Source organism: uncultured Sunxiuqinia sp., from assembly GCF_947495665.1.
Lineage (GTDB): Bacteria > Bacteroidota > Bacteroidia > Bacteroidales > Prolixibacteraceae > Sunxiuqinia > Sunxiuqinia rutila.
In genome coordinates this window covers 265,383-289,573 of record NZ_CANLZV010000001.1, presented here as the reverse complement: position 1 = coordinate 289,573, position 24,191 = coordinate 265,383, and the positions used below count along the sequence as shown (strand labels likewise).

25 protein-coding genes and 2 tRNA genes are annotated in these 24,191 nt (G+C 43.3%); 14 read left to right on the top strand and 13 right to left on the bottom strand.

Annotation, left to right across the window (positions count from 1 at the left end):
- Positions 1–72: 72 nt before the first annotated feature.
- Together Q1A18_RS01255 and Q1A18_RS01250 are read left to right on the top strand one after the other, a co-directional pair.
- On the top strand, positions 73–1,380 hold the full coding sequence (locus Q1A18_RS01255) for a serine hydrolase domain-containing protein (protein ID WP_299576505.1): 1,308 nt from the start codon (positions 73–75) through the stop codon (positions 1,378–1,380).
- Between the two features lie 105 nt (positions 1,381–1,485).
- Positions 1,486–1,968, top strand: coding sequence for a methylated-DNA--[protein]-cysteine S-methyltransferase (locus tag Q1A18_RS01250; protein WP_299576503.1), 483 nt, complete (start codon positions 1,486–1,488; stop codon positions 1,966–1,968).
- Positions 1,969–1,971: 3 nt separating this feature from the next.
- On the opposite strand, the gene hydE is transcribed toward Q1A18_RS01250, so the two are convergent.
- Positions 1,972–3,141, bottom strand: a complete 1,170-nt coding sequence (hydE, locus tag Q1A18_RS01245; protein WP_299576501.1) for a [FeFe] hydrogenase H-cluster radical SAM maturase HydE — start codon at positions 3,139–3,141, stop codon at positions 1,972–1,974.
- Positions 3,142–3,289: 148 nt separating this feature from the next.
- Here hydE and Q1A18_RS01240 point away from each other — a divergent pair, with 148 nt between their 5' ends.
- The 6 genes from Q1A18_RS01240 to Q1A18_RS01215 all read left to right on the top strand — a co-directional run bounded on the left by Q1A18_RS01240 (position 3,290) and on the right by Q1A18_RS01215 (position 9,223).
- Positions 3,290–3,880, top strand: a complete 591-nt coding sequence (locus Q1A18_RS01240) for a DUF502 domain-containing protein (protein WP_299576499.1) — start codon at positions 3,290–3,292, stop codon at positions 3,878–3,880.
- A gap of 189 nt (positions 3,881–4,069) precedes the next feature.
- On the top strand, positions 4,070–5,008 hold the full coding sequence (locus Q1A18_RS01235) for an ATP-binding cassette domain-containing protein (RefSeq protein WP_299576497.1): 939 nt from the start codon (positions 4,070–4,072) through the stop codon (positions 5,006–5,008).
- Positions 5,001–6,335 carry an ABC transporter permease gene (locus Q1A18_RS01230; RefSeq protein WP_299576495.1) on the top strand — a complete coding sequence of 445 codons (1,335 nt, stop codon included), beginning with the start codon at positions 5,001–5,003 and terminating at the stop codon, positions 6,333–6,335. Before Q1A18_RS01235 ends, Q1A18_RS01230 begins: the two co-directional genes overlap by 8 nt.
- A gap of 238 nt (positions 6,336–6,573) precedes the next feature.
- Positions 6,574–7,485, top strand: a complete 912-nt coding sequence (gene cysK / locus Q1A18_RS01225) for a cysteine synthase A (RefSeq protein ID WP_299576493.1) — start codon at positions 6,574–6,576, stop codon at positions 7,483–7,485.
- Positions 7,486–7,682: 197 nt separating this feature from the next.
- Positions 7,683–8,555, top strand: a complete 873-nt coding sequence (locus tag Q1A18_RS01220) for a PIG-L deacetylase family protein (RefSeq protein WP_299576491.1) — start codon at positions 7,683–7,685, stop codon at positions 8,553–8,555.
- Positions 8,556–8,701: 146 nt separating this feature from the next.
- The gene (locus Q1A18_RS01215; RefSeq protein ID WP_299576489.1) at positions 8,702–9,223 is read left to right on the top strand and encodes a mechanosensitive ion channel domain-containing protein; all 522 of its coding nucleotides are present in this window, start codon (positions 8,702–8,704) and stop codon (positions 9,221–9,223) included.
- A 103-nt stretch (positions 9,224–9,326) separates the two neighbouring features.
- On the opposite strand, the gene Q1A18_RS01210 is transcribed toward Q1A18_RS01215, so the two are convergent.
- The 3 genes from Q1A18_RS01210 to Q1A18_RS01200 form a co-directional block, all read right to left on the bottom strand.
- Positions 9,327–9,986 (bottom strand): tetratricopeptide repeat protein, encoded by a 660-nt coding sequence (locus tag Q1A18_RS01210; protein ID WP_299576487.1) that lies wholly within the window; start codon positions 9,984–9,986, stop codon positions 9,327–9,329.
- 212 nt (positions 9,987–10,198) lie between these two features.
- The gene (locus Q1A18_RS01205) at positions 10,199–10,906 is read right to left on the bottom strand and encodes a head GIN domain-containing protein (RefSeq protein WP_299576485.1); all 708 of its coding nucleotides are present in this window, start codon (positions 10,904–10,906) and stop codon (positions 10,199–10,201) included.
- A 112-nt stretch (positions 10,907–11,018) separates the two neighbouring features.
- Positions 11,019–11,600, bottom strand: coding sequence for a hypothetical protein (locus Q1A18_RS01200; RefSeq protein WP_299576483.1), 582 nt, complete (start codon positions 11,598–11,600; stop codon positions 11,019–11,021).
- Between the two features lie 153 nt (positions 11,601–11,753).
- On the opposite strand from Q1A18_RS01200, the gene Q1A18_RS01195 reads away from it, so the two are divergent.
- Positions 11,754–12,914, top strand: coding sequence for an iron-containing alcohol dehydrogenase (locus Q1A18_RS01195; protein ID WP_299576481.1), 1,161 nt, complete (start codon positions 11,754–11,756; stop codon positions 12,912–12,914).
- A 57-nt stretch (positions 12,915–12,971) separates the two neighbouring features.
- Here Q1A18_RS01195 and recN read toward each other — a convergent pair whose 3' ends face one another.
- The 5 genes from recN to bamD are packed head-to-tail and all read right to left on the bottom strand — an operon-like array spanning position 12,972 to position 17,974.
- Entirely contained in the window at positions 12,972–14,624 is a 1,653-nt protein-coding gene (gene recN, locus Q1A18_RS01190) for a DNA repair protein RecN (RefSeq protein WP_299576479.1), read from the bottom strand.
- Positions 14,625–14,643: 19 nt separating this feature from the next.
- Positions 14,644–15,555: a DUF4835 family protein gene (locus Q1A18_RS01185; protein ID WP_299576477.1), complete on the bottom strand. Its 912-nt coding sequence runs from the start codon at positions 15,553–15,555 to the stop codon at positions 14,644–14,646.
- Positions 15,556–15,604: 49 nt separating this feature from the next.
- The gene (gene coaBC / locus Q1A18_RS01180) at positions 15,605–16,813 is read right to left on the bottom strand and encodes a bifunctional phosphopantothenoylcysteine decarboxylase/phosphopantothenate--cysteine ligase CoaBC (RefSeq protein ID WP_299576475.1); all 1,209 of its coding nucleotides are present in this window, start codon (positions 16,811–16,813) and stop codon (positions 15,605–15,607) included.
- A 12-nt stretch (positions 16,814–16,825) separates the two neighbouring features.
- Entirely contained in the window at positions 16,826–17,161 is a 336-nt protein-coding gene (locus Q1A18_RS01175) for a DNA-directed RNA polymerase subunit omega (RefSeq protein ID WP_299576473.1), read from the bottom strand.
- Between the two features lie 6 nt (positions 17,162–17,167).
- Positions 17,168–17,974: an outer membrane protein assembly factor BamD gene (gene bamD / locus Q1A18_RS01170; protein ID WP_299576471.1), complete on the bottom strand. Its 807-nt coding sequence runs from the start codon at positions 17,972–17,974 to the stop codon at positions 17,168–17,170.
- A gap of 159 nt (positions 17,975–18,133) precedes the next feature.
- Here bamD and Q1A18_RS01165 point away from each other — a divergent pair, with 159 nt between their 5' ends.
- Positions 18,134–19,378 carry a pyridoxal phosphate-dependent aminotransferase family protein gene (locus tag Q1A18_RS01165; protein WP_299576469.1) on the top strand — a complete coding sequence of 415 codons (1,245 nt, stop codon included), beginning with the start codon at positions 18,134–18,136 and terminating at the stop codon, positions 19,376–19,378.
- 71 nt (positions 19,379–19,449) lie between these two features.
- On the opposite strand, the gene trxB is transcribed toward Q1A18_RS01165, so the two are convergent.
- The gene (gene trxB, locus Q1A18_RS01160) at positions 19,450–20,448 is read right to left on the bottom strand and encodes a thioredoxin-disulfide reductase (RefSeq protein ID WP_299576467.1); all 999 of its coding nucleotides are present in this window, start codon (positions 20,446–20,448) and stop codon (positions 19,450–19,452) included.
- 234 nt (positions 20,449–20,682) lie between these two features.
- Here trxB and Q1A18_RS01155 point away from each other — a divergent pair.
- Positions 20,683–20,756 (top strand) — tRNA-Pro (locus Q1A18_RS01155).
- Between the two features lie 99 nt (positions 20,757–20,855).
- On the opposite strand, the gene Q1A18_RS01150 is transcribed toward Q1A18_RS01155, so the two are convergent.
- Positions 20,856–21,122: a transposase gene (locus Q1A18_RS01150; RefSeq protein ID WP_299576465.1), complete on the bottom strand. Its 267-nt coding sequence runs from the start codon at positions 21,120–21,122 to the stop codon at positions 20,856–20,858.
- Here Q1A18_RS01150 and Q1A18_RS01145 point away from each other — a divergent pair.
- Positions 21,019–21,300: a hypothetical protein gene (locus Q1A18_RS01145; protein ID WP_299577169.1), complete on the top strand. Its 282-nt coding sequence runs from the start codon at positions 21,019–21,021 to the stop codon at positions 21,298–21,300. The genes Q1A18_RS01150 and Q1A18_RS01145 overlap by 104 nt on opposite strands.
- A gap of 635 nt (positions 21,301–21,935) precedes the next feature.
- On the opposite strand, the gene Q1A18_RS01140 is transcribed toward Q1A18_RS01145, so the two are convergent.
- Positions 21,936–22,011 (bottom strand) — tRNA-Lys (locus tag Q1A18_RS01140).
- A 238-nt stretch (positions 22,012–22,249) separates the two neighbouring features.
- Here Q1A18_RS01140 and Q1A18_RS01135 point away from each other — a divergent pair.
- Positions 22,250–23,053: an SDR family oxidoreductase gene (locus Q1A18_RS01135; protein ID WP_299576463.1), complete on the top strand. Its 804-nt coding sequence runs from the start codon at positions 22,250–22,252 to the stop codon at positions 23,051–23,053.
- 5 nt (positions 23,054–23,058) lie between these two features.
- Positions 23,059–23,469: a thioesterase family protein gene (locus Q1A18_RS01130; RefSeq protein WP_299576461.1), complete on the top strand. Its 411-nt coding sequence runs from the start codon at positions 23,059–23,061 to the stop codon at positions 23,467–23,469.
- On the opposite strand, the gene Q1A18_RS01125 is transcribed toward Q1A18_RS01130, so the two are convergent.
- Positions 23,459–24,097, bottom strand: coding sequence for a LysE family transporter (locus Q1A18_RS01125; RefSeq protein ID WP_299576459.1), 639 nt, complete (start codon positions 24,095–24,097; stop codon positions 23,459–23,461). The genes Q1A18_RS01130 and Q1A18_RS01125 overlap by 11 nt on opposite strands.
- Between the last annotated feature and the right edge of the window lie 94 nt (positions 24,098–24,191).

Genomic DNA, 24,191 nt, shown 5'->3' with positions numbered 1-24,191 from the left:
TTTCAGAATGTTCTGCTCAATTTATCAATATTGTGTAAATTGTGCTGCCTAATAAACAGTAAACACATTTTTATGCTTAAGCTCATAACTTTCCTGTTCAGCATTCTGGTTCTTTTTTCCTGCACCCAACCTGCCCAAATCGACCTTGACACGAAGGTGATTAATCCAAAGGAAGCCGGGTTCTCCGAAGAAAGACTGGCTTTAGCTGACAGCTTAATTGAACGATACAAATCCAACCAATGGCTACCCGGTGGCGTTTTTCTGGTTGCCCGCCGCGGAACCATTGCCTACTACAAAAGTTTTGGTTATCATTCGTTAAACTTCTGGACCCCTTATCAAAATGACGATATTTTCCGGATTGCATCCATGACCAAAGCCGTAACAAGTGTTGCCGTCATGCAACTTTATGAGCAAGGAAAACTGGGGCTGGATGATCCCCTCAAAAACTACCTGCCGGCCTTTGCTGAAACAGGCGTGCTGCAGCAACTGAATCCGGCCGACTCAAGCTTTACCACCACCCCGCCTCAACGGCCCATCACCATCCGACACTTGCTAACACACACATCTGGCTTGGTCTATGGGGATTTTGAGCAAGGAGACATCCGTGCGGCTTACCAGAAACTGGGGTTACAAAACGTAGGTCTGTCGCACCAGTCATGGACAACCAAACAGTTCATCGATCAACTGGCACGCGCCCCTTTGGCATTTCATCCGGGCGAACGATATTGTTATGGCTTAAATATGGACGTACTTGGGCGGGTAATTGAAGTGGTCTCCGGCCTTTCGTTGCGAGACTATTTTCAACAGCATATTTTTGAACCTCTGGAAATGGTCGATACCCATTTTTACCTACCTCAGGAAAAACACGAACGCCTGGTCCCTGTATATGCTCAAACAGATCAGGGCACCATCATGAAACAGGAAGTTGGCCATTCGCTCGGAATCAATTATCCGAAAAACAAAGACCGGGGACACTATGCCGGAGGTGGCGGACTCTCGTCAACCGCCTTGGATTATGCCCGATTTATGCAGGCGTTGCTTAACGGCGGAGAACTGAATGGTCAACGAATTCTAGGCCCCAAAACAGTTGAGGTCATGACTTCCGACCAATTATTGGACCTGAATAAAAAAGGAGCCGGAAGAAGCTCAATTCCCGGCAAAACGTTCAGCCTAGGATTTGGACTGCTTACCGAAGAAGCCGAGGGACTCAATTCAAAATCACCCGGAACGTATGAATGGGGAGGCTATTTCAACACCCAGTTTTTTATCGATCCCAAGGAAGAACTCATCTTTGTTGGAATGACACAGGTTCATCCGTTTAACCATAGCGAATTTTACGACCGGTTGACCGCTGTCATTTATGGAGCTATTGATGACTAAGATAAAAACACCTTATTTTCGCAATGAAACTGTTTAATCCGCAAACCTTTTTCATTACCGCTACGTTAACTCAATGTTAACTAAAAGCAAAACGACAAGCATCCGGTGTCTCAATCCTTCACATACCCGTCGCCAATTGGCCTGATTCAAATCGACTGTAACTCGCAAGCTGTTAGCCGCATTCATTTTGTTGAGCACGAATGTGAGAAAACAGACATCGAGCCGGAACTGGAAGACCTGATTGTGCGTCAGCTGGATGATTATTTCCGTGGAAGGCTTTTTCACTTTAACCTCCCGATTAGCCCCGAAGGAACTGACTTTCAAAAGAAAGTATGGAAAGAGCTGAAAACCATTAGCTACGGGCAATCTGTCAGCTATTTAGAGCTGGCCTTGCGTTTAGGCGATAAAAACCTGGTTCGGGCTGTTGGCAACGCCAATTCTAAAAACCCCTTGCCCATTATTGTTCCATGCCACCGGGTAATTGGGAGCAATAAAAAGCTGGTTGGTTATGCCGGAGGCCTGTGGCGAAAAAAATGGCTGTTACGTCACGAGCTGGAGTTTCGGCCCTACAGCAACGAACTGTTTTAAAGGTTAGTGTGATGAGCCTTGCCTACGGTTGACAAAACGCCTGGAATCACCCCACTCGCCATAGCCAATTTCGCCTCCTGCCATTTCAACCCTTGCTTCCAGGCAATTGCGGCATAATTCGGCATCTTCATCCAAACAAGGCTTGTCTTCATACAGTTGGTATTCTTTTCTGAAATCGCATGGAGTCAGGTTAGGCATAATCACATTGGCCCCAATTTTCAAGGCTTTTTCCCGACCGGCCGGATCAATGGCCTGCAAAGCTGTAGCCGCTGCAATATTAATATCGGGCATAAGCAAACGCAGAGCGGCAATCATTTTCAGTGCCAAATCGAAACGTTCCTGTTTGGTTTTTAGTTGATCCCGGAAAACATACAAAGGCGTATCTTCATGTTCAATATAAGGGCCCATGCCCACCATGTCCACATCCAGCTTTTTCAGGAATAGTAAGTCCGCTGCCAGGTGCTCCATGGTCTGAAAGGGCAATCCAATCATAACTCCTGTTCCTACCTGGTAGCCGCAATCCTTTAACAGCTGCAGGCATTCCAGTCGCTTTTCAAAAGAATGATGCACATTTTGCGGGTGAATTTGATTGTACAAGTCCGGCGTAGAACTTTCAATACGCAACAGGTACCGGTGTGCGCCACTTTCGAACCAGCGCTGATACGTTTCACGGCTTTGCTCCCCGCAGGATAAAGTGATTCCCAGCTCCTCGTTTGAAAGCTGTTTGATGGCTTTCAGCAAACGATCAACCCGCTCTGTAAATGCGGGTGATGACAGCTCTCCCGACTGCAAGACCACCGACCCGAAACGATTCTCCCAGGCAAAACGACAGGCGCCTAAAATCTCCTCATCCGAGGCCTCGTAGCGAATAACCTTTTCATTGCTCTTGCGAATCCCGCAATACAAGCAGTCTTTGGAGCAGATATTCGAAAACTCAACGAGCCCCCGAAAATAGACCTGTTTGCCAACAAACTCAATTTTTCGGGCATGAGCTGCATCAAACAGAAGTGCACGCTCCTGCCCTTCGGCCTGAAGCAAGGTGATCAACTCTTCTTTCGAAAACGATTCTTGTGCAATAATATCCGATACATTTTTCACGCTTCGAAGATAAGCATTTCCCCCTTGCAGCAGGTCCACCTCTTCAAGAAATCGCTGTTCCAACTTCTTGTTCAATTGCCCATGTTGATGCTCTAATCATTAAACCTTGCTTCTTCCAAAGCCAGTCAACTTTTTGTTGACTCATAAGTTTATTTTGTAACTTGCTATATCTAAAAAAGATAATCCCAGTGAGCGTACTCACTTCATCAAATGCTTGATATTCATGAAAAAACTACTGACTTATTTTATGCAAGGCCTCGTGTTTGTTGCCCCCATTGTGATCACAGGTTATATTGTTTTTCTGATTTTTGATTTTATTGACGGCATCTTACGCCACCAGCTGGAACTGTGGTTTGGTTATACCATCCCTGGCCTGGGGCTCCTCATCATTCTGGGCTTCATCACCGTATTAGGGTTCGTTGGCCAATCCATTGTAGCCAGCCCATTCAAAGCACTAGGCCATCAGGTATTAAAAAAAGCCCCACTGCTTCAGGTTATTTACAGTTCATTGGTCGATCTTTTCTCGGCCTTTGTGGGCAAAGAAAAGAAGTTTAATCAACCGGTTTTGGTTGAAATTAATAAAGAAAACAAGCTTTGGAAAATCGGATTCGTCACCCAAAAAAGCATGGCCGAAATTGGCATGGATGGCTTGGTTGCCGTTTACTTTCCGCACTCCTACAACTTCTCCGGCGAACTGTATATGATTGCTTCCTCAGCCATCAGGCCGCTGGACATGCCTCCTTCTGAAGCCATGAAATTTGTGGTTTCGGGCGGCGTAACCCGGGTGAACGAGACCGACATTACCAGAAACTAAAAACCAGCAGGCATCAGCATACTCGGAGAGTCTCAACAAAAGCCCCATTTCCCATTCAAAGATTAAAGTCGACTATTCGCCGAAAAAAGCAGTGCCTTTGTCCTGTTTTACTTAAATTTGAATTCAGAAACGGGCATCCGTTCAATTTAATACGAATTACATCGTTTAAAAATCTTAAATAGCACATCCATGGAATTCTTCAAAGCGACCAATGTCGTAAAAGACTATGCCGGACACCGGGCTTTGGATAAAGTCAGCATTGAAGTTGGCGAACAAAGTATTTTTGGGCTGCTGGGGCCTAACGGAGCAGGAAAAACCACCCTGATCCGCATCATCAACCAGATTACAGCTCCAGACGAAGGCGAAGTTCAGCTGTTTGGACGTCAACTCAGGTCCACCGATATTCAACACATTGGCTACCTCCCCGAAGAACGCGGACTTTATAAAAAAATGAAAGTAGGCGAACAAGCGCTGTACCTGGCTCAACTGAAAGGCTTAAGCCGCCACGATGCATTAAAAGGGCTGAGGTACTGGTTTGAAAAATTTGAGATTCAACCCTGGTGGAACAAAAAGGTGGAAGAGCTTTCGAAAGGGATGCAGCAAAAGGTTCAGTTTATTACCACGGTCGTTCACCAACCCAAACTTCTGATTTTTGATGAGCCTTTCAGTGGTTTTGACCCCATCAATGCCAACCTGCTGAAAAATGAAATTCTTAAGCTGAAAGAAAATGGAGCAACCATTATTTTCTCAACCCACAACATGGCCTCGGTCGAAGAAATTTGTGATCACATTGCCCTGATTAACCAGTCGAAAAAGATACTGGATGGCCCCATTGACACCATTAAAGAGCAATATAAGCAGGATGTTTTTGAAATTGAAACCACGGTCGCGCATGATGTTACCGCCGAGTTTAGTCGCAATGGTTTTCAGCTCATCGATTATGAATTGAAGGGACATGTCCAGCGGGTAAAGTTTCAGTTGAACAATGAGATTCCAACCAATGCCCTCCTCCGCAATTTGATGGAAAAAATGGACATCCGCTCCTTCCGCGAAGTCATTCCTTCCATGAATGAAGTTTTTATTCAAGTTGTTGAACAAGCAAACCCCAAAAAACAAGCTCATGCATAAATCACTTATAATCTTAAAACGCGAATACATCACCCGGGTCCGGAAAAAATCCTTTATCATTTTAACCTTGCTGGTCCCATTTTTATTTGGTGGAATTACCGTTTTGCCGGCCTGGCTGGCCATGCAGGACGACGAGGAAGAGCGCACAATCGGGGTTTATGATGCCAGCCAGCAGTTTGAAAATCGCTGGGAAGACACAGAGTTTACTCGCTTTACCTTTATTCCGAAAACGGAATTTGAACGTATTCAGCAAGACATCAAATCGAGTGCGTACTATGCAGTTTTACACATTCCTGAAGATATTGTGACGACCAGTCGTGCCAGTTTATTGTCCGACAAGCAGGTGACCTTCGATATCAAAAATATGATTAGCAACAAGCTAAAAAACCTGATTGAAGAAGATAAAAAAGCCCTGATCATCGACGAATCCGGCATTCCGGATTTGGAAGAAAAACTAGCTGCCGCACGCACACATATTGAACTGGAAACCATGAAGGTGGACGCAAAAGGCGAAGCAGTGAAAAGCTCTACCGAAATTGCCATGGCTGTTGGCTATGGTGCCGGATTTATTATCTACATGTTTGTCTTCTTTTATGGCGCCATGGTGATGCGTGGGGTGATGGAAGAAAAATCAAGCCGTATTGTAGAGGTAATCATTTCCTCGGTAAAGCCCACCCAACTGATGTTCGGGAAAATTGTAGGCATTGGTCTGGTTGGCTTAACGCAACTTGTTTTCTGGGTTGTACTGATGTTTTTGATCGTTACCGGTCTGCAGGTCTTCCTTGCACCCGACCAGGCTGAAATGCTCCAGCAGTCGCAAAGCATGATGGCGGCTAATCCACAGTTCCAACAAGCAGCACAGGAAAATGCCGTCCTCAACATTATTGATTTAATCGGCAACCTGAACATTCCGCTGATTCTTGGCTCGTTTGTATTTTACTTTCTGGGGGGCTTCCTGATGTACTCGTCCCTTATGGGTGCCGTGGGTGCCGCTGTAGATCATGAAGAAGAAGCCCAGCAACTGATGCTTCCGGTTACCCTTCCGCTTATTTTCTCCATCATCATTTTATTTCCGGTAGTGAAAAACCCCGAAGGTGCACTGGCCTTCTGGGCATCCATGATTCCGTTCACTTCACCAATCATAATGATGGTGCGTGTACCCTATGGCGTTCCGATGTGGGAACTGCTGCTTTCAATGAGCATTCTGGTCGCCTCCATTTATGGCACAATCTGGGTAGCAGGGAAAATTTACCGAACCGGCATTTTGATGTATGGCAAAAAAGTGAACTTTAAAGAAATCTTTAAATGGCTTTTTTATAAGAATTAAAATCAGACTAAATTGTATTTTATTCGTTTTTTTTAATTAATATTGTTGCATCAAAATAAAAACAGATCATTTCTGATGAACTTTTCCTTCCCAAATATGTGTATGTGCTGTTGCTACAGAGTAACACGGGGAAGGTATGTTTAAAATGCAATAAATTCTTTTTAATAAAGATATGAGCAGGCCTTCCATGAATTTGGAAGGCCTTTTTTTGTTTAATAACCCTTTAAAACAGACAAATATGAAATTCAACAACATTCTGGAAACCATTGGAAACACACCTTTAGTTCGCATCAACAACCTGTATCGGGAAGACTACGAAGTCTATGTCAAGCTGGAACGCACCAATCCCGGAGGTAGCATTAAAGACCGGATTGCTTTAAAGATGGTGGAAGAAGCCGAAAGTAAAGGCATCTTAAACCCAGACTCCTTGATTATTGAACCAACCTCGGGAAACACGGGGATTGGACTTGCCTTGGTTGCGGCTGTAAAAAAATACAAACTCATTCTGGTTATGCCTGAATCGATGTCTTTGGAACGCCGTCGGATCTTAACTGCCTATGGCGCTGAGTTGGTGCTTACCCCCAAAGAAAAGGGTATGAAAGGGGCCATTGCCAAAGCTGAGGAACTTGCTGGAGAACAATCGAACTCCTGGATTCCTTCGCAATTTGACAACGAAGCCAATATTGCAGCTCACCGCGACCATACGGCTCAGGAAATCCTCAGCGACTTTCCTGAGGGGTTTGACTACCTGATTACCGGGGTAGGCACGGGTGGCCATATTTCTGGGGTAAGTGAAGTTTTAAAAACACGCTTTCCGGAGTTAAAAACCTTTGCCGTTGAGCCTGAACAATCGCCGGTTATTAGCGGTGGCAGTCCCGGGCCCCACCCCATTCAGGGAATAGGTGCTGGCTTTATTCCTGAGAATCTGAAAACCCCACTGCTGGATGGAACCATTCAGGTTTCGAAAGAGGAAGCCTTTGATTACGCCCAACGTGCAGCGAAAGAAGAAGGCTTGTTTGTAGGCATTTCATCAGGTGCTTCACTGGCTGCTGTGGCTAAGAAAATCCAGGAGCTTCCTAAAGGATCAAAAATTCTCACTTTTTCCTATGATACCGGGGAGCGCTATCTTTCTATTGATGGATTATTTTAAACAGTATTTTCAAAGGGAATCTCAAAAAGGCCAACAGAACACGAACTGGTCTTTTTTGAGATTCCTTTTTTTAGGATATCTTTGGGAGAAACATCACCCTTAAATTTAATTTTTAATACATCATCTTTAGTTGATTCGGCAGCCTTTAACCTAAATCAAAGAATTTCGAATTGATCCTTTAAACAAACAACTGAACCATGAAAAAACTAATGAACTTCATTCTATGCCTTTTTCTTGTCCCCTTGTTTGCCAATGCCCAGGAAAAAATCAACCTGGTCGTTATTGGTGCTCACCCTGACGATTGTGATATTGATGCCGGAGGAACCGCGATTCAATTTGCACGCATGGGGCACAAGGTTCTTTTTGTGTCTTTAACCAATGGAGATGCCGGCCATCATGAAAAAGGAGGTGGCGCACTGGCCAGAATACGGCGAGCTGAAGCCCAGGAAGCCGGTAAGCGGTTTGGCGTTGAATACCTTGTGTTGGATAACCACGACGGAGAACTGGTGCCTAGCCTGGAAAACCGCCTGGAGCTGATCCGCATTATCCGCAGATGGAATGCAGACATTGTGATTGGCCATCGGCCCAACGATTATCACCCGGATCATCGGTACACCGCTCAACTTGTTCAGGATGCTGCCTTTATGGTGGTTGTTCCGAATGTAGCCTCCGATGTTCCGGCCCTAAAAAAGAATCCGATTTTCTTGTATTCGCATGATCGCTTTCAGAAACCAGCTCCCTTAAAACCAGATATTGCCATCGACATTACGGATGTTTACGAGGCTAAAACTTACGGGATGGCTGCTCACGAATCGCAGTTTTTTGAGTGGTTACCCTGGCTGAACGGAAGCCTGGATCGGGTACCCGAAACCGAAGAAGAACGCCTGAAGTGGCTAAATGCCATACGCGACCAGGAAATCAACGACGAAGCGCGCACATCGCTAATCAAATGGTATGGCCCTAAAAAAGGGAAAGCGGTTAAAAAAGCCGAAGTCTTTGAAATATGCGAATATGGCAGATACCCTTCCGATGATGAAATAAGACGACTTTTTCCGATGCTCAAAAACTAAAATCCTATCATAAAGCTGGAAGCATTCGTATTCCGGCTTTTTTTACCGCTCATTTTGAATCAACTGCAAACACTTCAAAGGAGCCCCATAAGCAGTAGTGAGAATGCCTCAATTTATTCCTATTTTTGTTTAAAACATTTACAACTATGGATGCCTATAAATTAGAAATCATGCAAACGGCCATTGTTTTGGCCCTATTATTAGCCATTCGATTCGTTATCAGACATTCGATCAACCGAACGCTAAAAAAGTTCAACTTCACGCTGCAGCGTCGTAGAATCACCATTAAGATGATGAACTTTTTCATCATTCTAGGCACCATCATAGCCGTTACTGGTATTTGGGGAATTGAACGAGAAAAGTTGATGCTATTCTTATCCTCGGTGCTGACCATCATTGGCATCGCTTTTTTTGCGCAATGGTCTATCCTGGCTAATATTACCTCCGGCTTAATTCTCTATTTTAACCATCCAATGAAACTGGGTGATCACATCAAAATACTGGAGAAAGACTTTATTATTGAAGGGCAGGTCAACGATGTAACTTTCTTTTTTGTTCACCTGATTTCGCCCGACGGCGACCGCATAACCATTCCCAACAGCATTATTCTTCAAAAGAATATCTCGGTGGAACATCCAGACAACAAAAAATCAAGATCTAAAAGTTAGTGGCCCCATTCAGGGTTTGGATCCAACTAAAAACACGTCTCAAAAAGACCAAAAAAAAGGCTGCTCCGATTGGAACAGCCTTTTTTGAACTCGTGTTCAATTACTATCCGTTGATTGCCTGAGTAGCTGCAGCTTTCAGCTGTTTGGCCGTATCATCATTTGGAGTCAATTTCAAGGCTTTATCAAAGAATGGCAATGCCTTTTTAAACTCCGTTTTTGCTTTACTGGTGGCTTGTTTATACTGATCGTCAGTGGTCTTAAATTTTCCTGCAGCCACATCAGCAGCAGCCTCTTTCAAAATTGAAGCTCCTTTTTTGTAGTAAGCATTTCCTTCTTTCAAATAGTAAGTGGAAAGCATGGATTTCATTTTCGTATTATTTGAATTGGCTGCAATACCAGCTTCCAGTGTTTCAACAAAACCTTCATCATCACCCTTTTTACGTTGAGCATTGGCTTTGTACAAATAGGCCGTAGATACTTTATAATTACTTTGGATTGACTGATCGAAGTATTTAACCGCTTTGTCAAAGCTTTTTACTTTATAAGCACAATATCCAGCATTGTAGATCATCGCGTTGTCTTGCTCTTCCTCACCCCAGTTAGCTAAAGATTTCTCAAACAGCTCCAGCGCATTTTTGTAGTTTTTGTCTCGTAGTGCATCGTTACCGTCATTCTTCAATTGAAGTGCATCAGGAGCCTCTTGTGCCACACCAGCAACGGCCATTCCCAGACAAAATACAGTAAATAAAATAAATCGCTTCATAATATGATCCTCTTTTCAGTTTTATTAATTATATAAAAGTTAAATCTTACCTCTTTTGGGCATCGAAGTTTCCAAAAATAACAATAATGATTTAAAAACCTAAACAAATATTGCACTCCTTTGGTTTTAATCACTCAGAAACAGGATTTTAATAAAATAAAAAAAAGCAGAAGACAAGACGACTTCTGCTTTCTAAAAAAATAGATTTATTATTATTCCGGACTTACGAAACCGATTCCTTCGATTTCTTTGTCCACTTCCGGATTACCTTTGTAGCGAATTTTACCTACGCCTTCGATTTTGGCTTTCAAATAGTCGGTTGCATATACCGAACCTCCGCCTACGCCTTCGATTTCAATAGCAACCGATTGGGCTTTCAATGCGTCTGCATCCAAGTGTCCGGCTCCCGAAATTCGTGTATCCATAGACTGAGCTACGCCGCGAAATTTGAAGCTAACACCGCCTTCGCCCACCACTTTCAGATGATCTACTTTCATTTCCATTTCAATCTTGGCACCGCCTTCCACTTTCAGGTAGAAATCCTTCAAATCAACATATCCACGGGTTTCCAGGTTCAGACCGCCTTCCACATCGAGTTCTTCCAGCTCCACAAACTCGATGTATAAAATCATTCGGTCAAAACTAAAGTGCTTTTCCTTCAGCTTGACGCTTAAAATTCCCCGTTCATTTTCTACCTCAATGTACTCGAAAGCCTCTTCATCAGTTTTTATTCGCAAACCGGGATGATCAGATTGCTGAAGAATAACTTTATACCCGCCTTCCAGGACAATACGGTTAAAGGAAGTAAGCTCATATACCCGAACATCATCGTCGTCCCACTCCGGAGCAGCAGAAGCCAAGGCAGGGAGTAACCAAAAGACCGAAAGAAGAAGTAACATTGAAAGTTGTCTGGTTTTCATCGTTTTCAGGAATTAAATTCATTGTAGCACAAAACTAAACCATCCAAGGACTCTACGCTTGTTTTTTTCGATGAATCCCCGTTTTTAAAAGGTGAATGACTGGAACAATCAGTTATTGCTTGCCTTGTCTGCGAGCAAGCAAAACCCGAAGGTATACTAAGCCATAAATAACCAGCAATGTCGCAATTCCTAAAACGAGAAAATCGGTAAGCTGCCAATTCAAATGCTCGGGTCTACTCAGTAAAAACTGCATCAACCCTGTCACGAAAATGACCATCAACAGCAAAGGAATCCGGGCATCCTTCCTTTTTTGCATCCGAATGCTCAAGCCAATCCATAACAGGCCCAGCCCCAGCATTCCCAAACCTTGCTGCTGCTGCATCTCCACCATTTTTAGTGCCCCAAAAATAAGCGGGATGAGTGCCACCAGGTACAAGGATCGAACTAAGCTGCCAAAGACTTTTTGAAATTGCTTTTCGCGATGAAGGTATGGAAACAGGCTTTTGGGATGACGTTTTTCCGTGAACCTTGCCCCTTTCAACTCATCTTTCGACTGTATCAACTGACGGTCAATCGCTTCCTGTACGGCAATATCAACCGCCTCTGGTTCATACGCATCACGCTGGCTAAGCAGTTCTTCCAAAGCGTTGTCATCCAGAGAGCAAATCCGATTTCTCAATTCATCTTTTTCCATTCAACAAAAATAGGAAACTTTATTCAGCGACAAATGCTAAAGTCATGATGAAGAAAGATTCCCGATTCACCGGATAAAGCTTAAAGTTTATTAACAGAAAATTTGCCACACGTTTTGTAAATTTGGAGACCAAAACAAAAAAAAGGAGAAAACATGTATAATTTCGAGTTCAAAAATCCAGTAAAAATATTGTTTGGAAAAGGGCAGATTGCCAAAATCGCTGCCGAGTTGCCACGAGATAAAAAAATTCTGCTGACCTATGGCGGAGGCAGTATTTTTAAAAACGGCATCTACGATCAGGTGAAAGCTGCAACCCAAGGGCTCGACATCATTGAGTTTGGAGGAATTGAACCCAACCCGCATTACGAAACCTTGATGCAAGCTGTGGAACTGGTAAAAAAAGAAGGCGTGGATTACCTGCTTCCTGTTGGTGGCGGCTCCGTACTCGACGGAACAAAATTTATTGCTGCTGCAGCCTTGTTTGAAGGTGATGATCCTTGGGATATTTGTGCTAAACGAAGTCAGGTAAAAGTAGAAAAAGCCATTCCGATTGGCGCCGTCATTACCCTTCCGGCTACTGGTTCTGAAATGAATGGCAATTCCGTTATCAACCGGGTTTCTACCCAGGAAAAACTGGCTTTCGATTCGCCGGCTGTTATGCCCCAGTTTTCAGTACTTGATCCGGAAGTTATTTTCTCTCTTCCCGACCGGCAAGTAGCCAACGGCATTGTGGACGCTTTCATTCACGTTATTGAACAATACCTCACCTTTCCGGTCAATTCGCCTTTGCAGGATCGGTTTGCCGAGGGCATTTTACACACGCTGATTGAAGAAGGCCCCAAAGTGCTGGCTAATCGAAATGACTATGAGTCAGCAGCCAATTTTATGTGGAGCGCAACCATGGCTTTAAACGGACTTATTGGCATGGGTGTTCCTCAGGACTGGGCTACCCACATGATTGGGCATGAACTAACGGCTTATCATGGAATTGATCATGCCCGTACCCTGGCAATTGTGCTTCCCGGCATCATGCATATCCGCCGAAAAGAAAAACAAGCCAAGCTCCTGCAATACGGCGAACGCATTTGGAATATAACCGAAGGAACAGTCGATGAGCGCATTGATCTGGCCATTGCCAAGACCATTGCTTTCTTTGAGTCGGTGGGCATTAAAACCACCCTGCCCGACTATGATGTTCCGGCCGAAACCGTTACTCGTATTGCCAACCGTTTTGAGCAACGGGGCTTCAAGGTGGGCGAAAAGGCAGATATTGGCCCCAAAGAAATTCAACATATTCTGGAAAACCGCTTATAAAAAAAACAAGGCTTCATCGGATGGTGAAGCCTTGTTTTTATCGCTCAAATAAAACGCTTAGTTCAATAACTCACGGGCCGTTTCACGGGCGGTATCCGAATGGCGGTCGCCACTCAACATTTGAGCCAACTCGTCAACCCGTTCACTGTTTTCTAATTTGCGAATTGAAGTAAATGTCTGGTCTTCCTGATCAAATTTATACACTTGATAATGATGATCGCCTTTAGCAGCAATTTGCGGTAGATGCGTAATGTTGATGACCTGCATTTTGGAGGAAATTGTTTTTAGAATGTCGCCCATTTTCAAGGCAATCTCGCCTGAAATCCCGGTATCAATCTCATCAAAAACGATGGTGGGTAACGACTTGCTGTCTGTAATCAGGCTTTTGAGTGCCAACATCACACGTGACATTTCCCCCCCTGACGCAATTTTTGAAATCTCTTGAGGCTCGGCACTTTTATTGGCGCTAAACAGAAAGCGAACTTCATCCTTTCCCATCATCCCCAACTGTTCCGTAGCCTCAAAATTTAATTGAAAAACAGCATTGGCCATACCAAGTTTATGCAACATACCAACCACGGCCTGCTCAAAATCTTTAGAGACAGCTCTCCTGCTTTTGGCTAATCCAGCAGCCATTTTCTCCAGCTCGGTCTTCTGCTGATCCAATACCTTCTCCATCGATGCGAGCTCTTCATCAAAGCTTTCTACCTGGCTGATTTTGTGCTCCAGGTCGTTCTGAACGCCGATGAGTTCTTCAATGGTGTCCACCGAAAATTTTTGTTGCAACGAATAAATGAGATCCAAACGATCAGCCACCTGCTCAATGCGCATCGAATCATGCTCAACCCGCTCCGCAACAGACACACTCTCCTCCGAAATGTCTTTCAACTCCAGGTAGCAGGACTCTAAACGTTGGTGTAGTGTTTTGGCTTCTGCAAAATAATCGCTCATCTTTCCAAGCTGGCTCACATGTTCCTTTAGATGGGTCAGCAAACCTACTTCATCACTATCCAGTGCATCTGCCAACTGACCAAAAGTCCGTTTAATATCTTCGGCATGTTCCAATTGGTTTTGCTCGGCTTCAAGCTCCTCTTGTTCGCCTTGCTTAAGTTTGGCTTCATCCAGCTGAGTAAACTGAAACTGAAAATAGTCCAGGTCCTTACGAGCTTGATCTGCTTCATTCACTAAACTGGCATAGGTGCTCTTAGTTTCAGAATAAGTCCGAAAAAGAGCCTGATAGTTAGCCAACAGTGCTTTGTTTTTAGCCACCAAATCAACCAACTTCAGTTGAAACAAACGGTTCCCCAAATCCAGGTTTTGATGCTGCGAATGAATGTCAATCAATCGCAAAGCCAGCTCACGTATGGTTTTTAGATTTACAGGCGTATCATTGATAAAAGCCCGTGATTTTCCGGCCGGAGTAATTTCGCGACGCAAAATGGTTTGTTCATCATAATCCAACTCATGCTCGGCAAAAAATTCTTCGAGCCCATAAGCTTGCACGCCAAAGCACCCTTCAACCGTACATTTTTTCGCTTTATCACGTAGCACAGCAAGGTCGGCCCGTTGGCCCAGGATGAGTCCGAGAGCCCCAAGCACAATGGACTTTCCAGCACCCGTTTCACCAGTAATAATGTTGAAACCACTGTTAAATTCAATCGATAACTTATCGATCAGCGCGTAATTTTTAATGTATAAAGATTGTAACACAGAGGTGGATTTTTAGCATTTAAAACTCTTCTGCGGCTTCATTGATCTTCTCGTATTTACTTCCATTTGAGGGATCAACTTCATTCAAAATACTTAACACCCGGTTGCGCTCATCAGGATACGACTTGGAGAAAATATTGACCAACTCATCCGATTTGGCATCGAAAAAAATCTGTAAAATATAAAGCGATGGCCGGGAGCGAAATACTTTTTGAATCGACTTCAACGATTCGGCAATGGCAGCACGCCCTTCTTCAACCTGCTCATACATCCGGTCCAGGCCTAAGCGATGGTACTGATATATGCAGTCACGAAACGGGGCATACGACCGATTCATAATATTTTCAATCAACCAATAACGATTTCGCTCACTTTCATAGGCTTTCCAGCCTGAATACCGGACATTCTGCGAATTGTTGACGATTTGCTGTGCTTTTTGAAAATAGGGAGTTCCCCCATTGGGAGCAAACGAATCATAATCCATTCCTAAAATGATATAAGCGTAAAAAGCCATCAGGTTGGTGAGGTTATCCCGGTTTGATGTTTCGTTAAACTCCAGGGCCTGGTATTCTACATATTCCACTTGAAAATCATTGTCCTTGATGTTCAAAAGTGGTGTTTCGTAGTCGGAATTGAAAACCGGACGACGCAACTGCACCTGAATACTTCCTTTAAATTCGTTGGAGGAAATTTGCTCAGTTAATCGAATGTAAATGTTACACTCAATCCGCTCGTCCATGGAATAGACATGATCAGTCCATTTACGGTTGTTCATAAACTCGTACAGGTCGGCCTGCATGGTTTGAAAAACATTGCGGTTAGCTCCTTGAATCTGTTGTCCCGAGACGCTAATATTACAGCGCAACTCCTGCGCCACTAACGAACCAGCTAACATAAAAACAAACAGTACTAAGAAGCTAAGTTTCTTCATAACCTAAAAAATACCTGTAGAGTAAAAATAAAAAAATTCTACTGAAGTCTTACAACTTTGCCAATTCCTGAATGAGTTTTCCCACAATATCGGCAGCAACTTCCCTCTTGTGCTTTAACTCAAATTCCTGGGCATTATTGTCTTTCGACAGAATTGTAATCTTATTGGTATTTCCTCCAAATCCGGCCCCTGCATCCTGCAACGAATTGAGCACAATAAAATCGAGGTTCTTTTTTTGCATTTTACCCAGCGCATTTTGCTTTTCATCATTGGTTTCCAAAGCAAAACCAACTAGCAATTGCATATCGGTTTTCAATTGTCCAAGCGATGCAGCAATGTCGGCTGTTGCTTCAAGATCAATCTGCATATCAGCAGCAGTACGCTTAATTTTCTGGTCTGCCGCATGCTTGGGTCTGTAATCGGCCACTGCTGCACACATAATTGCGGCATCAACTCCGGAAAAGAGATCCAAACAAGCCTGGTGCATTTCTGCCGCAGACTCAACATCAATCCGTTGAATGCTGGGATGAGTAGTTGCTAAACTAACCGGTCCGCTTACCAAGGTCACCGAAGCGCCTGCTTCAGCCAGTTCTTCAGCCAGAGCAAAACCCATTTTTCCTGAAGAATAATTACCTATAAAACGTACCGGGTCAATTTTTTCAAAGGTAGGGCCGGCAGTTACCAACACCTTTTTATTCAGAAGTTTTTTTTTTGAGTTGAAAAAGGTTACAACTTCTTCAACCAGCTGTTCGGGCTCCTGCATGCGTCCCTTGCCATGCAAGCCACTGGCCAGTTCACCTTCGCCGGGCTCCAGAATAACATTGCCAAACGAACGCAATATCTCGAGATTCTGAAGTGTTGAAGGGTGCTTAAACATGTCCAAATCCATGGCAGGGGCCAAATACACCGGGCATTTAGCCGACATGTAAGTTGTTACCAGTAGGTTATCAGCAATACCATGCGCCATTTTCCCCAGCGTAGCAGCTGTTACCGGAGCAATAAGCATTAAGTCAGCCCATTGTCCCATATCAACATGCGAATGCCAGGTACCATCGTTGGCCGCAAAGAATTCAGAAGCCACCGGTCGTCCGGATAAGGCCGACATGGTTACAGGGGTAATAAACTCCTTAGCGGCAGGAGTCATCACCACTTGTACCTCAGCTCCCTCTTTCACTAGCCCTCTTAAAAGATAAGCCGCCTTGTAGGCAGCTATACTTCCGGTTAATCCTAATATAATATGTTTTCCCTTTAGCCTCATGAAGGCCTCCATTTAAAGTCCCTTGCGGTTTTCTTTCGCGGGGTTACGGTGATAAATTTGTTCTTGCTTCAGTTCTTCAAAAGCAATCAAAGTTGGTTTTGGCAAACGCTCGTAATATTTTGAAATTTCGATTTGTTCGCGGTTTTCAAATACTTCTTCCAGGTTGTCTGAATACGAAGCAAATTCCTGCAATTTCTGGTTCAATTCTTCTTTCATTTCAGAAGCAATTTGGTTTGAACGTTTTGCCAGAATCATGACTGTTTCGTAAACATTTCCTGTTTGGTCTTCCAAGTCGGTCAAGTCTCTTGGGACTGTCGAGCTCTCAGCTTTAATTTTCTTATAATCCATATCTATTTATAAATTAGCCTCTTCGTTGTAATTTAACAATTTTGCCGTCTGCTGATAAAACTTATCCGCATCTTTCCGGTATTCACTTTCCGGGAATTCATCGACAAAGGTAAAATATTCATCCAAAGCATCGGTCAAACGTTGCTCTTTTTTTTCCTCTATACTTCTGATAGCCAAAAGATATTTGGCCCGTAAATGCATAAACATGAGCTCTTCACGATACTTGGTGTCGGGAAAATCCTTCAAAGCATTATTCAAAGCAATCACCGCTGCTTTGTAATCTTCCAGGTCGTAATAGAGCTTGGCACTCAAAAACGATTTGAATACCAATTTATCGCGCAGTTCAATAATCAGGCGATTGGCTTCTTCTATCCGGTCACTTCCCGGATAAAGGTTCATATACAATTGAAATGCATCAATGGCCTTTTGTGAAACTTGCTGATCTAAACGAGGCTTGGGTGAATCCAGGTAAAAGCAATAGCCAATCATATATTGTGATTCTTCGGCATATTTACTTTTCGGAAAATCTTTAACCAATGTCCTAAACCAATGTCCTGCCATCAGGTAGTCATTCATTCCAAAATGACTCTTAGCGTAATAGTAATACACTTCGTCGGCCCGACTGGTTCCCCGATAAATGTTAACAAGCTCACTCAGCAACTGGGAAGAACGCACAAATTCCTCGTCTTCATAATATTCCAGTGCTTTTTTATACTTAAACTCGTAGTCTGTACTTTTCACAATCTTGTTGTAATCGCTACACGATGTACCAACCATTATTAGCAAGAGTGCAAAAAGGATAAAATTCTTCATTTTTATAAGCATGGCGCAAAGATACATTTTTATTAAAATTTCAGCGGCAAAATACGCAAGATATTGTTTATATACTCACTGGTTTAATATAAATTAACAAATTTGTAGACTTCTTAAAAAAAATTACTTTTGCATTGTTAATTTTTAAAGCTTTTTGAAGTGGATATTTTTGAAAAATTTCGATCAAATAGAGGCGACATTGGTAAGCACATGGAGAGAGCCCATGGCTATTTTGCATTCCCTAAGCTGGAAGGCGAAATCAGTGCCCGCATGAAGTTCAGGGGCAAAGAAGTGCTAACCTGGAGTTTGAACAACTACATTGGCCTGGCCAATCACCCGGAAGTTCGTCAAGTGGATGCTGATGCCACTAAAGAATGGGGACTGGCTTATCCGATGGGAGCCCGCATGATGTCGGGGCAAACCAACCAACACGAAGAACTGGAAAAACAACTGGCCGCCTACGTTGGCAAACCGGATTCGTTCCTATTGAACTTTGGCTACCAGGGAATGGTTTCAATCATTGATGCGGTTTGTGGCCGTAATGATGTGATTGTTTACGACAGTGAATCTCACGCATGTATTTTGGATGGTGTTCGTCTGCACATGGGCAAACGCTATGTATATCCACACAACAATATTGAAAATCTAAAAATTCAACTTACCCGTGCAACCAAGTTAGCCGAAAAACAAGGCGGTGGCATTTTGGTAATTACTGAAGGGGTCTTCGGAATGTCAGGCGACCTTGGAAAATTGGATGAAATTGTTGCCTTGAAAAAAGAATTCAATTTCAGACTATTGGTTGACGATGCCCATGGATTTGGAGTAATGGGACCAACCGGAGCCGGAGCACCAGAGCACTTTGGCGTTCAGGATCAGGTGGACCTTCACTTCTGCACTTTCGCCAAGGCGATGGCCGGAATCGGAGCATTCATTGCCTGCGACACGGATATTTGCAACTATTTGCGCTACAACATGCGCTCACAAACATTCGCCAAATCATTGCCAATGCCTATGGTCGTTGGTGCTATGAAACGTCTGGAGCTTTTGAAAAACAGCCCGGAACTGCGCGAACAACTGTGGACTGTTGTTAACAGTTTGCAATCAGGCTTGAAAGAAGCTGGTTTCGACTTAGGACGTACCAACTCTCCTGTTACTCCGGTTTATATGAAAGGTGGCGTTGGCGAAGCTACCAACGTGGTTATGGACCTACGCGAAAACTATGGTATCTTCTGCTCTGTTGTGGTTTACCCGGTTATTCCGAAGGGGGAAATTATCCTTCGCTTAATCCCTACCGCAATGCACAACCTGGAAGATGTTAAAATCACTATCGAAGCATTCAAAGAGGTTAGAGATAAACTGGAATCAGGAGTCTACAAAGACGCTGAAGTTCCGGATATGGCCTAAGGTCATAGACAATAAAAAAACAGCCGTGCGGGAAATCCACACGGCTGTTTTTTTATCTCTGGTTTTAGCAATTAAGCATTCTTCTCTGATAAATAGCGTTCAACATCCATGGCTGCTTTACAGCCCGAACCGGCAGCAGTAATCGCTTGACGATAGATGGAATCCATCAAATCACCACAAGCAAACACGCCAGGAACATTTGTTTTTGAAGTGCCAGGAATCGTCTTCACATAGCCAACCTCATCCGTTTCGAGGTAATCCTTCACAAAATCCGAATTTGGTTTGTGACCAATTGCCAAAAAGAAACCATCAATTTTTATCTTAACTTCTTCTTCGTTAGCTTCCCCTTTGTTTTTCACAAGAGTTGCTCCTTCCACAACTCCCTCACCAAATAAGCCTTTGGTTTGGTGTTTCCACAGAATTTCAATATTGGGTGTCTTTTTAACCCGGTCAGCCATCACACGTGAAGCACGCAAGACATCCCGACGCACAATTAAATACACTTTGTTGGCCAGCCCGGCAAGGTACAAGGCTTCCTCAGCTGCAGTGTCTCCCCCACCAACAACTGCAACATCTTTTCCACGGTAGAAAAAGCCATCGCAAGTAGCACAGGCAGAAACACCACCACCAGCATATTTTTGCTCATCTTCCAATCCCAGGTACTTCGCAGTAGCTCCAGTTGCCAAAATAACTGCTTCCGCCTCAATCACTTTCTTGTCATCAATCCACACCTTGTGAATTTCTCCTGAGAAATCCACTTTTGTAGCATAACCAAAACGAACATCTGTTCCGAAACGTTCCGCTTGCTTTTTGAAATCCTCCATCATCACCGGTCCGGTAACTCCTTCCGGGTATCCCGGGTAATTTTCAACTTCGGTCGTTGTGGTCAACTGTCCTCCTGGCTGAAGTCCTTCATACATAACTGGATTTAAGTTAGCGCGTGCGGCATAAATGGCAGCTGTATATCCTGCTGGGCCCGAACCAATAATTAAACACTTGACACGCTCTGTATCGCCTACCGGATCTGTATTTGGCTTTTCGTTTTCTTTCAGATTCAATGATTTAAACATGACTTTTATTTTTTAGCTTTTTTTTCATTAAATAACACGACAAAATTACACAACATCGAGATATTTGCAACATTTGTCTCATCGATAATAATGAAGCCTCAATAGAGCCAGGCTATCAAAATTATTTTCACAATAGTTAAAATTAATTTTGCAGAATTAGCTTCTTTATTTACTTTTGCAGACGCTTCAGCGAAATGATTCTACCACGGTAGTATTTCAGCAAAAGCAAGGAATCGGGATGTGGCGCAGTCTGGTAGCGTACTCGTCTGGGGGGCGAGGGGTCGCAAGTTCAAATCTTGTCATCCCGACAGATTCAAAGTAAGAGAGTTACGATAAAATATCGTAGCTCTTTTTTTATTACCCCTGCCGTATTTATTAAAATTATGGATCAGATCCAAAATCTGGGTCTAGGCATAAATTTTACACAATCTGTAAAGGAAAAACTTCACATCTGTGACTCCTCTAAATTGTCTTCGGAACTCTTTAATTTTGGCATTGAATGATTCCACCGCAGCATTGGTGCTTCTTTGGTTGAAATAGTTGATGATTGTATCATGATGTGTTTCGAAGGTGCGACGTATCGTAGCAAAAGCATCAAAGCCTGATTGCGGATCAGATCCAAAAAAGAGACAGATAATAGACTTGGATGCCCATACCTTCAAGATACTCTCCATCGCTGATGCTTCTAAGGAAATAAATATCAAAGCTTTGATAGAGAAATCACTTAGAAAAAAGACAAAAGACCTGGAGGATGCAAACCTGTATACTTATCTTGCTAAGAATGATCCAGACGGCCAAGTTTATCTGAATTCGAAAGAGCAAATTGCTTTTGAGAAAGAAATGGGATTATGAAGATCATTTATTCTAAAAGTTTTCAGAAGGGGTTTCGTAAACAATCCGGCAAAATTCAACAATCAGTTGTTAACACTCTGAGAGTAGCAACTAAAAAATGGTCTATGCCAATCCAGAATTGGGGCATTATAGGGAACCAGTTCCCTTCATGACTAGTCCTAGATAAGCGTTACTGATTATAAAGGACAAGTCACTTGGCATCTGACATTATATAATCTTGCCCGAACTTCTAAGGGCAGCAAATTCTGCTTACATAATACAGCCCTACAGCCAGACTAAGCGGGGTATACCTTCCTCTTCCGTCCACTGAATTTGTCACTGCATTTTTATCCTCTGGATATGCAGTTTCCCTTCCCTGAAAGATCACCTGCACTTTATCACATCCTTATTTAAATCTCCTGCCTATTCGCAACTGTCGCGATGAAAAAGCAATACTCCTGAGGTAGAATAAACTTGAGTAAGCCTGCATCCACTTCGCCCATCATGGCAACCAAAGACAATCCTTTTTTTTTTAAGTAGCTCAACCTCTCTTTGGTGGTTCCTTATTTGTGCAGATTCTTTTTGCAACAACACCAAACACCACTAAAGAACAAAAGCCTCACAAGTTATTTACTTGCAAGGCCTTCTGTCTTACTTGGTGACTCAGCTGGGGTTCGAACCCAGGACCCCATCCTTAAAAGGGATGTGCTCTACCAGCTGAGCTACTGAGTCATCATGTGTAGTGCCTTTTTGTTTTAAAGGCGTTGCAAAAGTATGCTTTTGAACCTAAAATGCAAAACATTTTCTCATTATTTTTTCAAAAAAAAGCACGTTCCAAAAACAAACATAAGATTATAAGAAACTTAGAGTCTAAAAAAAATTACTCCCAGTTTTTCATTCAAAAAGCCGCGGCCACAAACGAGCTTAAAATAAAAACACTAATTTTGCAGCCAATTGATTTTTCTGAATTATGAAAGACAAAATAGTTGTCATCACTGGTGCATCATCTGGAATTGGGAAAGCCCTGGCATATGAATTTGCCGCTCGTGGAGCTTCGCTTTCGTTGGCTGCTCGCAGACTGGATCGTCTGGAAGAAATAAAGAACGATTTGCCTCAAACCAACATCCTGACCACGCAAGCAGATGTCAGTCTCGAACAGGATTGCAAAAACCTGATTGAGCAAACCATTGCTCACTTTGGTCGAATTGACGTATTGATAAACAACGCAGGAATATCCATGCGGGCTTTGTTTAGCGACTTAGACCTTGACGTGATCCGAAAGCTGATGGATGTTAACTTCTGGGGAACGGTTTATTGTACCAAATACGCCATACCACACCTGCTTGCTGTTAAAGGTACCGTAGTGGGTGTTATTTCTATTGCGGGTTATGTCGGACTTCCTGCCCGCACTGGCTATTCAGCATCAAAATATGCCATCCGCGGCTTTTTAGATGCTCTTCGAATTGAAAATAGAAAAACCGGCCTTCATGTGCTGGTTGCCGCACCGGGGTTCACAGCTTCCGAAGTACGGGAGTCTGCCCTGACCCAAAATGGCACTTCGCAAGGGCAAACGCCACGCAACGAAGGCAAAATGATGACTGCAGAAGCCTGTGCCCGACACATTGCCAATGCTGTTAAAAAACGCAAACGCGAGATTATCCTGACTTTCATTGAAGGGAAATTCACGGTTTTCCTCGGGAAATTCTGGCCTACCATGCTCGACCGACTGACGTATATTCACATGGGAAAAGAAGCCAATTCTCCATTTAAATAAATAACATGCTAATTCACGAAACAAAGGTTCGCGTTTACTATGAGGATACCGATAAAATGGGAGTCGTCTATTACGGTGTTTACCCCCGCTACTATGAAATCGGACGAACAGAGTTGATTCGTAGCCTGGGGATTTCTTACAAAGAAATTGAGGAGACCAATATTCTGCTTCCGGCGCGAAGCTTAACAATAAATTACCTCAAGTCAGCCTACTACGATGATCTGCTCACGATCAGGACGATTATTGAAACCATTCCGAAAGTAAAGTTTCCAATTAAAACAGAGATTTACAACCAGCAGAATGAGTTAATCAATTCTGGCGAAGTTGTGCTTGCTTTTTTTGATGCAAACACCAACAAGCCCTGCCGGATTCCCCAGAAATTCCGCCAAGCCATGGAGCTTCATTTTAAATCTTAAGTTGGTTGATCAGGGAGTAAGCGTAGCTGACGATTACAAAAATCCAGATAATAACACCGGCAATTTTATTAAACCACCAAAGCAACCGCAGGTTAAAACGATGCTTAAATAAGCTAACCAGGCCGGTAAGAAACAACCACCAAAGACATGCTCCGGAGAAAACTCCGAACACAATAAAAAACGACTGGTAAGGCCGGTCAATATTCAGGACAATGCCGGAACTGGCAAACACCGCCAAAAAAACAAAAATAACCAAGGGGTTCGGAAAGGTAATCAGGAAGGTAGAAACATAGTCCTGCAAGTAAGAAGATCCTTTCCGACGTAACCGCCGAATGTCTTTTACCGGATTCTTCAGAAAAATATGCACGCCCAGCAAAAAAATAATCAGGGCGCCCAGCGTTTGAAACGTCAATTGATATTGTCGGATAAAATCAATAAGCCAGGTTAAACTGAATCCGGCAACAATCGCATAAATGGCATCCGAAGTCGCCGCTCCCATCCCCGACAAAAAGCCTGCGGTGCGGTCTTTATTTACAGTTCTCTGAATTATCAATACGCCAATTGGTCCCAAAGGAATGGACACTGCAACCCCAATAAACAAGCCTGTTAAAAACAAATTGAAAAACATGCTGCAAAAATAATTATTTGAAGAATATGAACTCCCAATCACTTCCTTTTAAATTTATTTTGTGCCATTTATTTGTAATTTTACCCGAATAGAC

Bases quoted from the DNA above. Each gene is read 5' to 3' on its own strand.
- Q1A18_RS01175 (WP_299576473.1), bottom strand. From the start codon at position 17,161: ATGGATTATAAGAAAATTAAAGCTGAGAGCTCGACAGTCCCAAGAGAC.
- Q1A18_RS01195 (WP_299576481.1), top strand. From the start codon at position 11,754: ATGTATAATTTCGAGTTCAAAAATCCAGTAAAAATATTGTTTGGAAAA.
- Q1A18_RS01135 (WP_299576463.1), top strand. From the start codon at position 22,250: ATGAAAGACAAAATAGTTGTCATCACTGGTGCATCATCTGGAATTGGG.
- Q1A18_RS01210 (WP_299576487.1), bottom strand. From the start codon at position 9,986: ATGAAGCGATTTATTTTATTTACTGTATTTTGTCTGGGAATGGCCGTT.
- Q1A18_RS01125 (WP_299576459.1), bottom strand. From the start codon at position 24,097: ATGTTTTTCAATTTGTTTTTAACAGGCTTGTTTATTGGGGTTGCAGTG.
- cysK (WP_299576493.1), top strand. From the start codon at position 6,574: ATGAAATTCAACAACATTCTGGAAACCATTGGAAACACACCTTTAGTT.
- Q1A18_RS01200 (WP_299576483.1), bottom strand. From the start codon at position 11,600: ATGGAAAAAGATGAATTGAGAAATCGGATTTGCTCTCTGGATGACAAC.
- coaBC (WP_299576475.1), bottom strand. From the start codon at position 16,813: ATGAGGCTAAAGGGAAAACATATTATATTAGGATTAACCGGAAGTATA.
- bamD (WP_299576471.1), bottom strand. From the start codon at position 17,974: ATGAAGAATTTTATCCTTTTTGCACTCTTGCTAATAATGGTTGGTACA.
- Q1A18_RS01220 (WP_299576491.1), top strand. From the start codon at position 7,683: ATGAAAAAACTAATGAACTTCATTCTATGCCTTTTTCTTGTCCCCTTG.
- Q1A18_RS01215 (WP_299576489.1), top strand. From the start codon at position 8,702: ATGGATGCCTATAAATTAGAAATCATGCAAACGGCCATTGTTTTGGCC.
- trxB (WP_299576467.1), bottom strand. From the start codon at position 20,448: ATGTTTAAATCATTGAATCTGAAAGAAAACGAAAAGCCAAATACAGAT.
- Q1A18_RS01150 (WP_299576465.1), bottom strand. From the start codon at position 21,122: ATGGAGAGTATCTTGAAGGTATGGGCATCCAAGTCTATTATCTGTCTC.
- Q1A18_RS01205 (WP_299576485.1), bottom strand. From the start codon at position 10,906: ATGAAAACCAGACAACTTTCAATGTTACTTCTTCTTTCGGTCTTTTGG.
- Q1A18_RS01235 (WP_299576497.1), top strand. From the start codon at position 4,070: ATGGAATTCTTCAAAGCGACCAATGTCGTAAAAGACTATGCCGGACAC.
- Q1A18_RS01230 (WP_299576495.1), top strand. From the start codon at position 5,001: ATGCATAAATCACTTATAATCTTAAAACGCGAATACATCACCCGGGTC.
- Q1A18_RS01255 (WP_299576505.1), top strand. From the start codon at position 73: ATGCTTAAGCTCATAACTTTCCTGTTCAGCATTCTGGTTCTTTTTTCC.
- Q1A18_RS01185 (WP_299576477.1), bottom strand. From the start codon at position 15,555: ATGAAGAAACTTAGCTTCTTAGTACTGTTTGTTTTTATGTTAGCTGGT.
- Q1A18_RS01130 (WP_299576461.1), top strand. From the start codon at position 23,059: ATGCTAATTCACGAAACAAAGGTTCGCGTTTACTATGAGGATACCGAT.
- Q1A18_RS01240 (WP_299576499.1), top strand. From the start codon at position 3,290: ATGAAAAAACTACTGACTTATTTTATGCAAGGCCTCGTGTTTGTTGCC.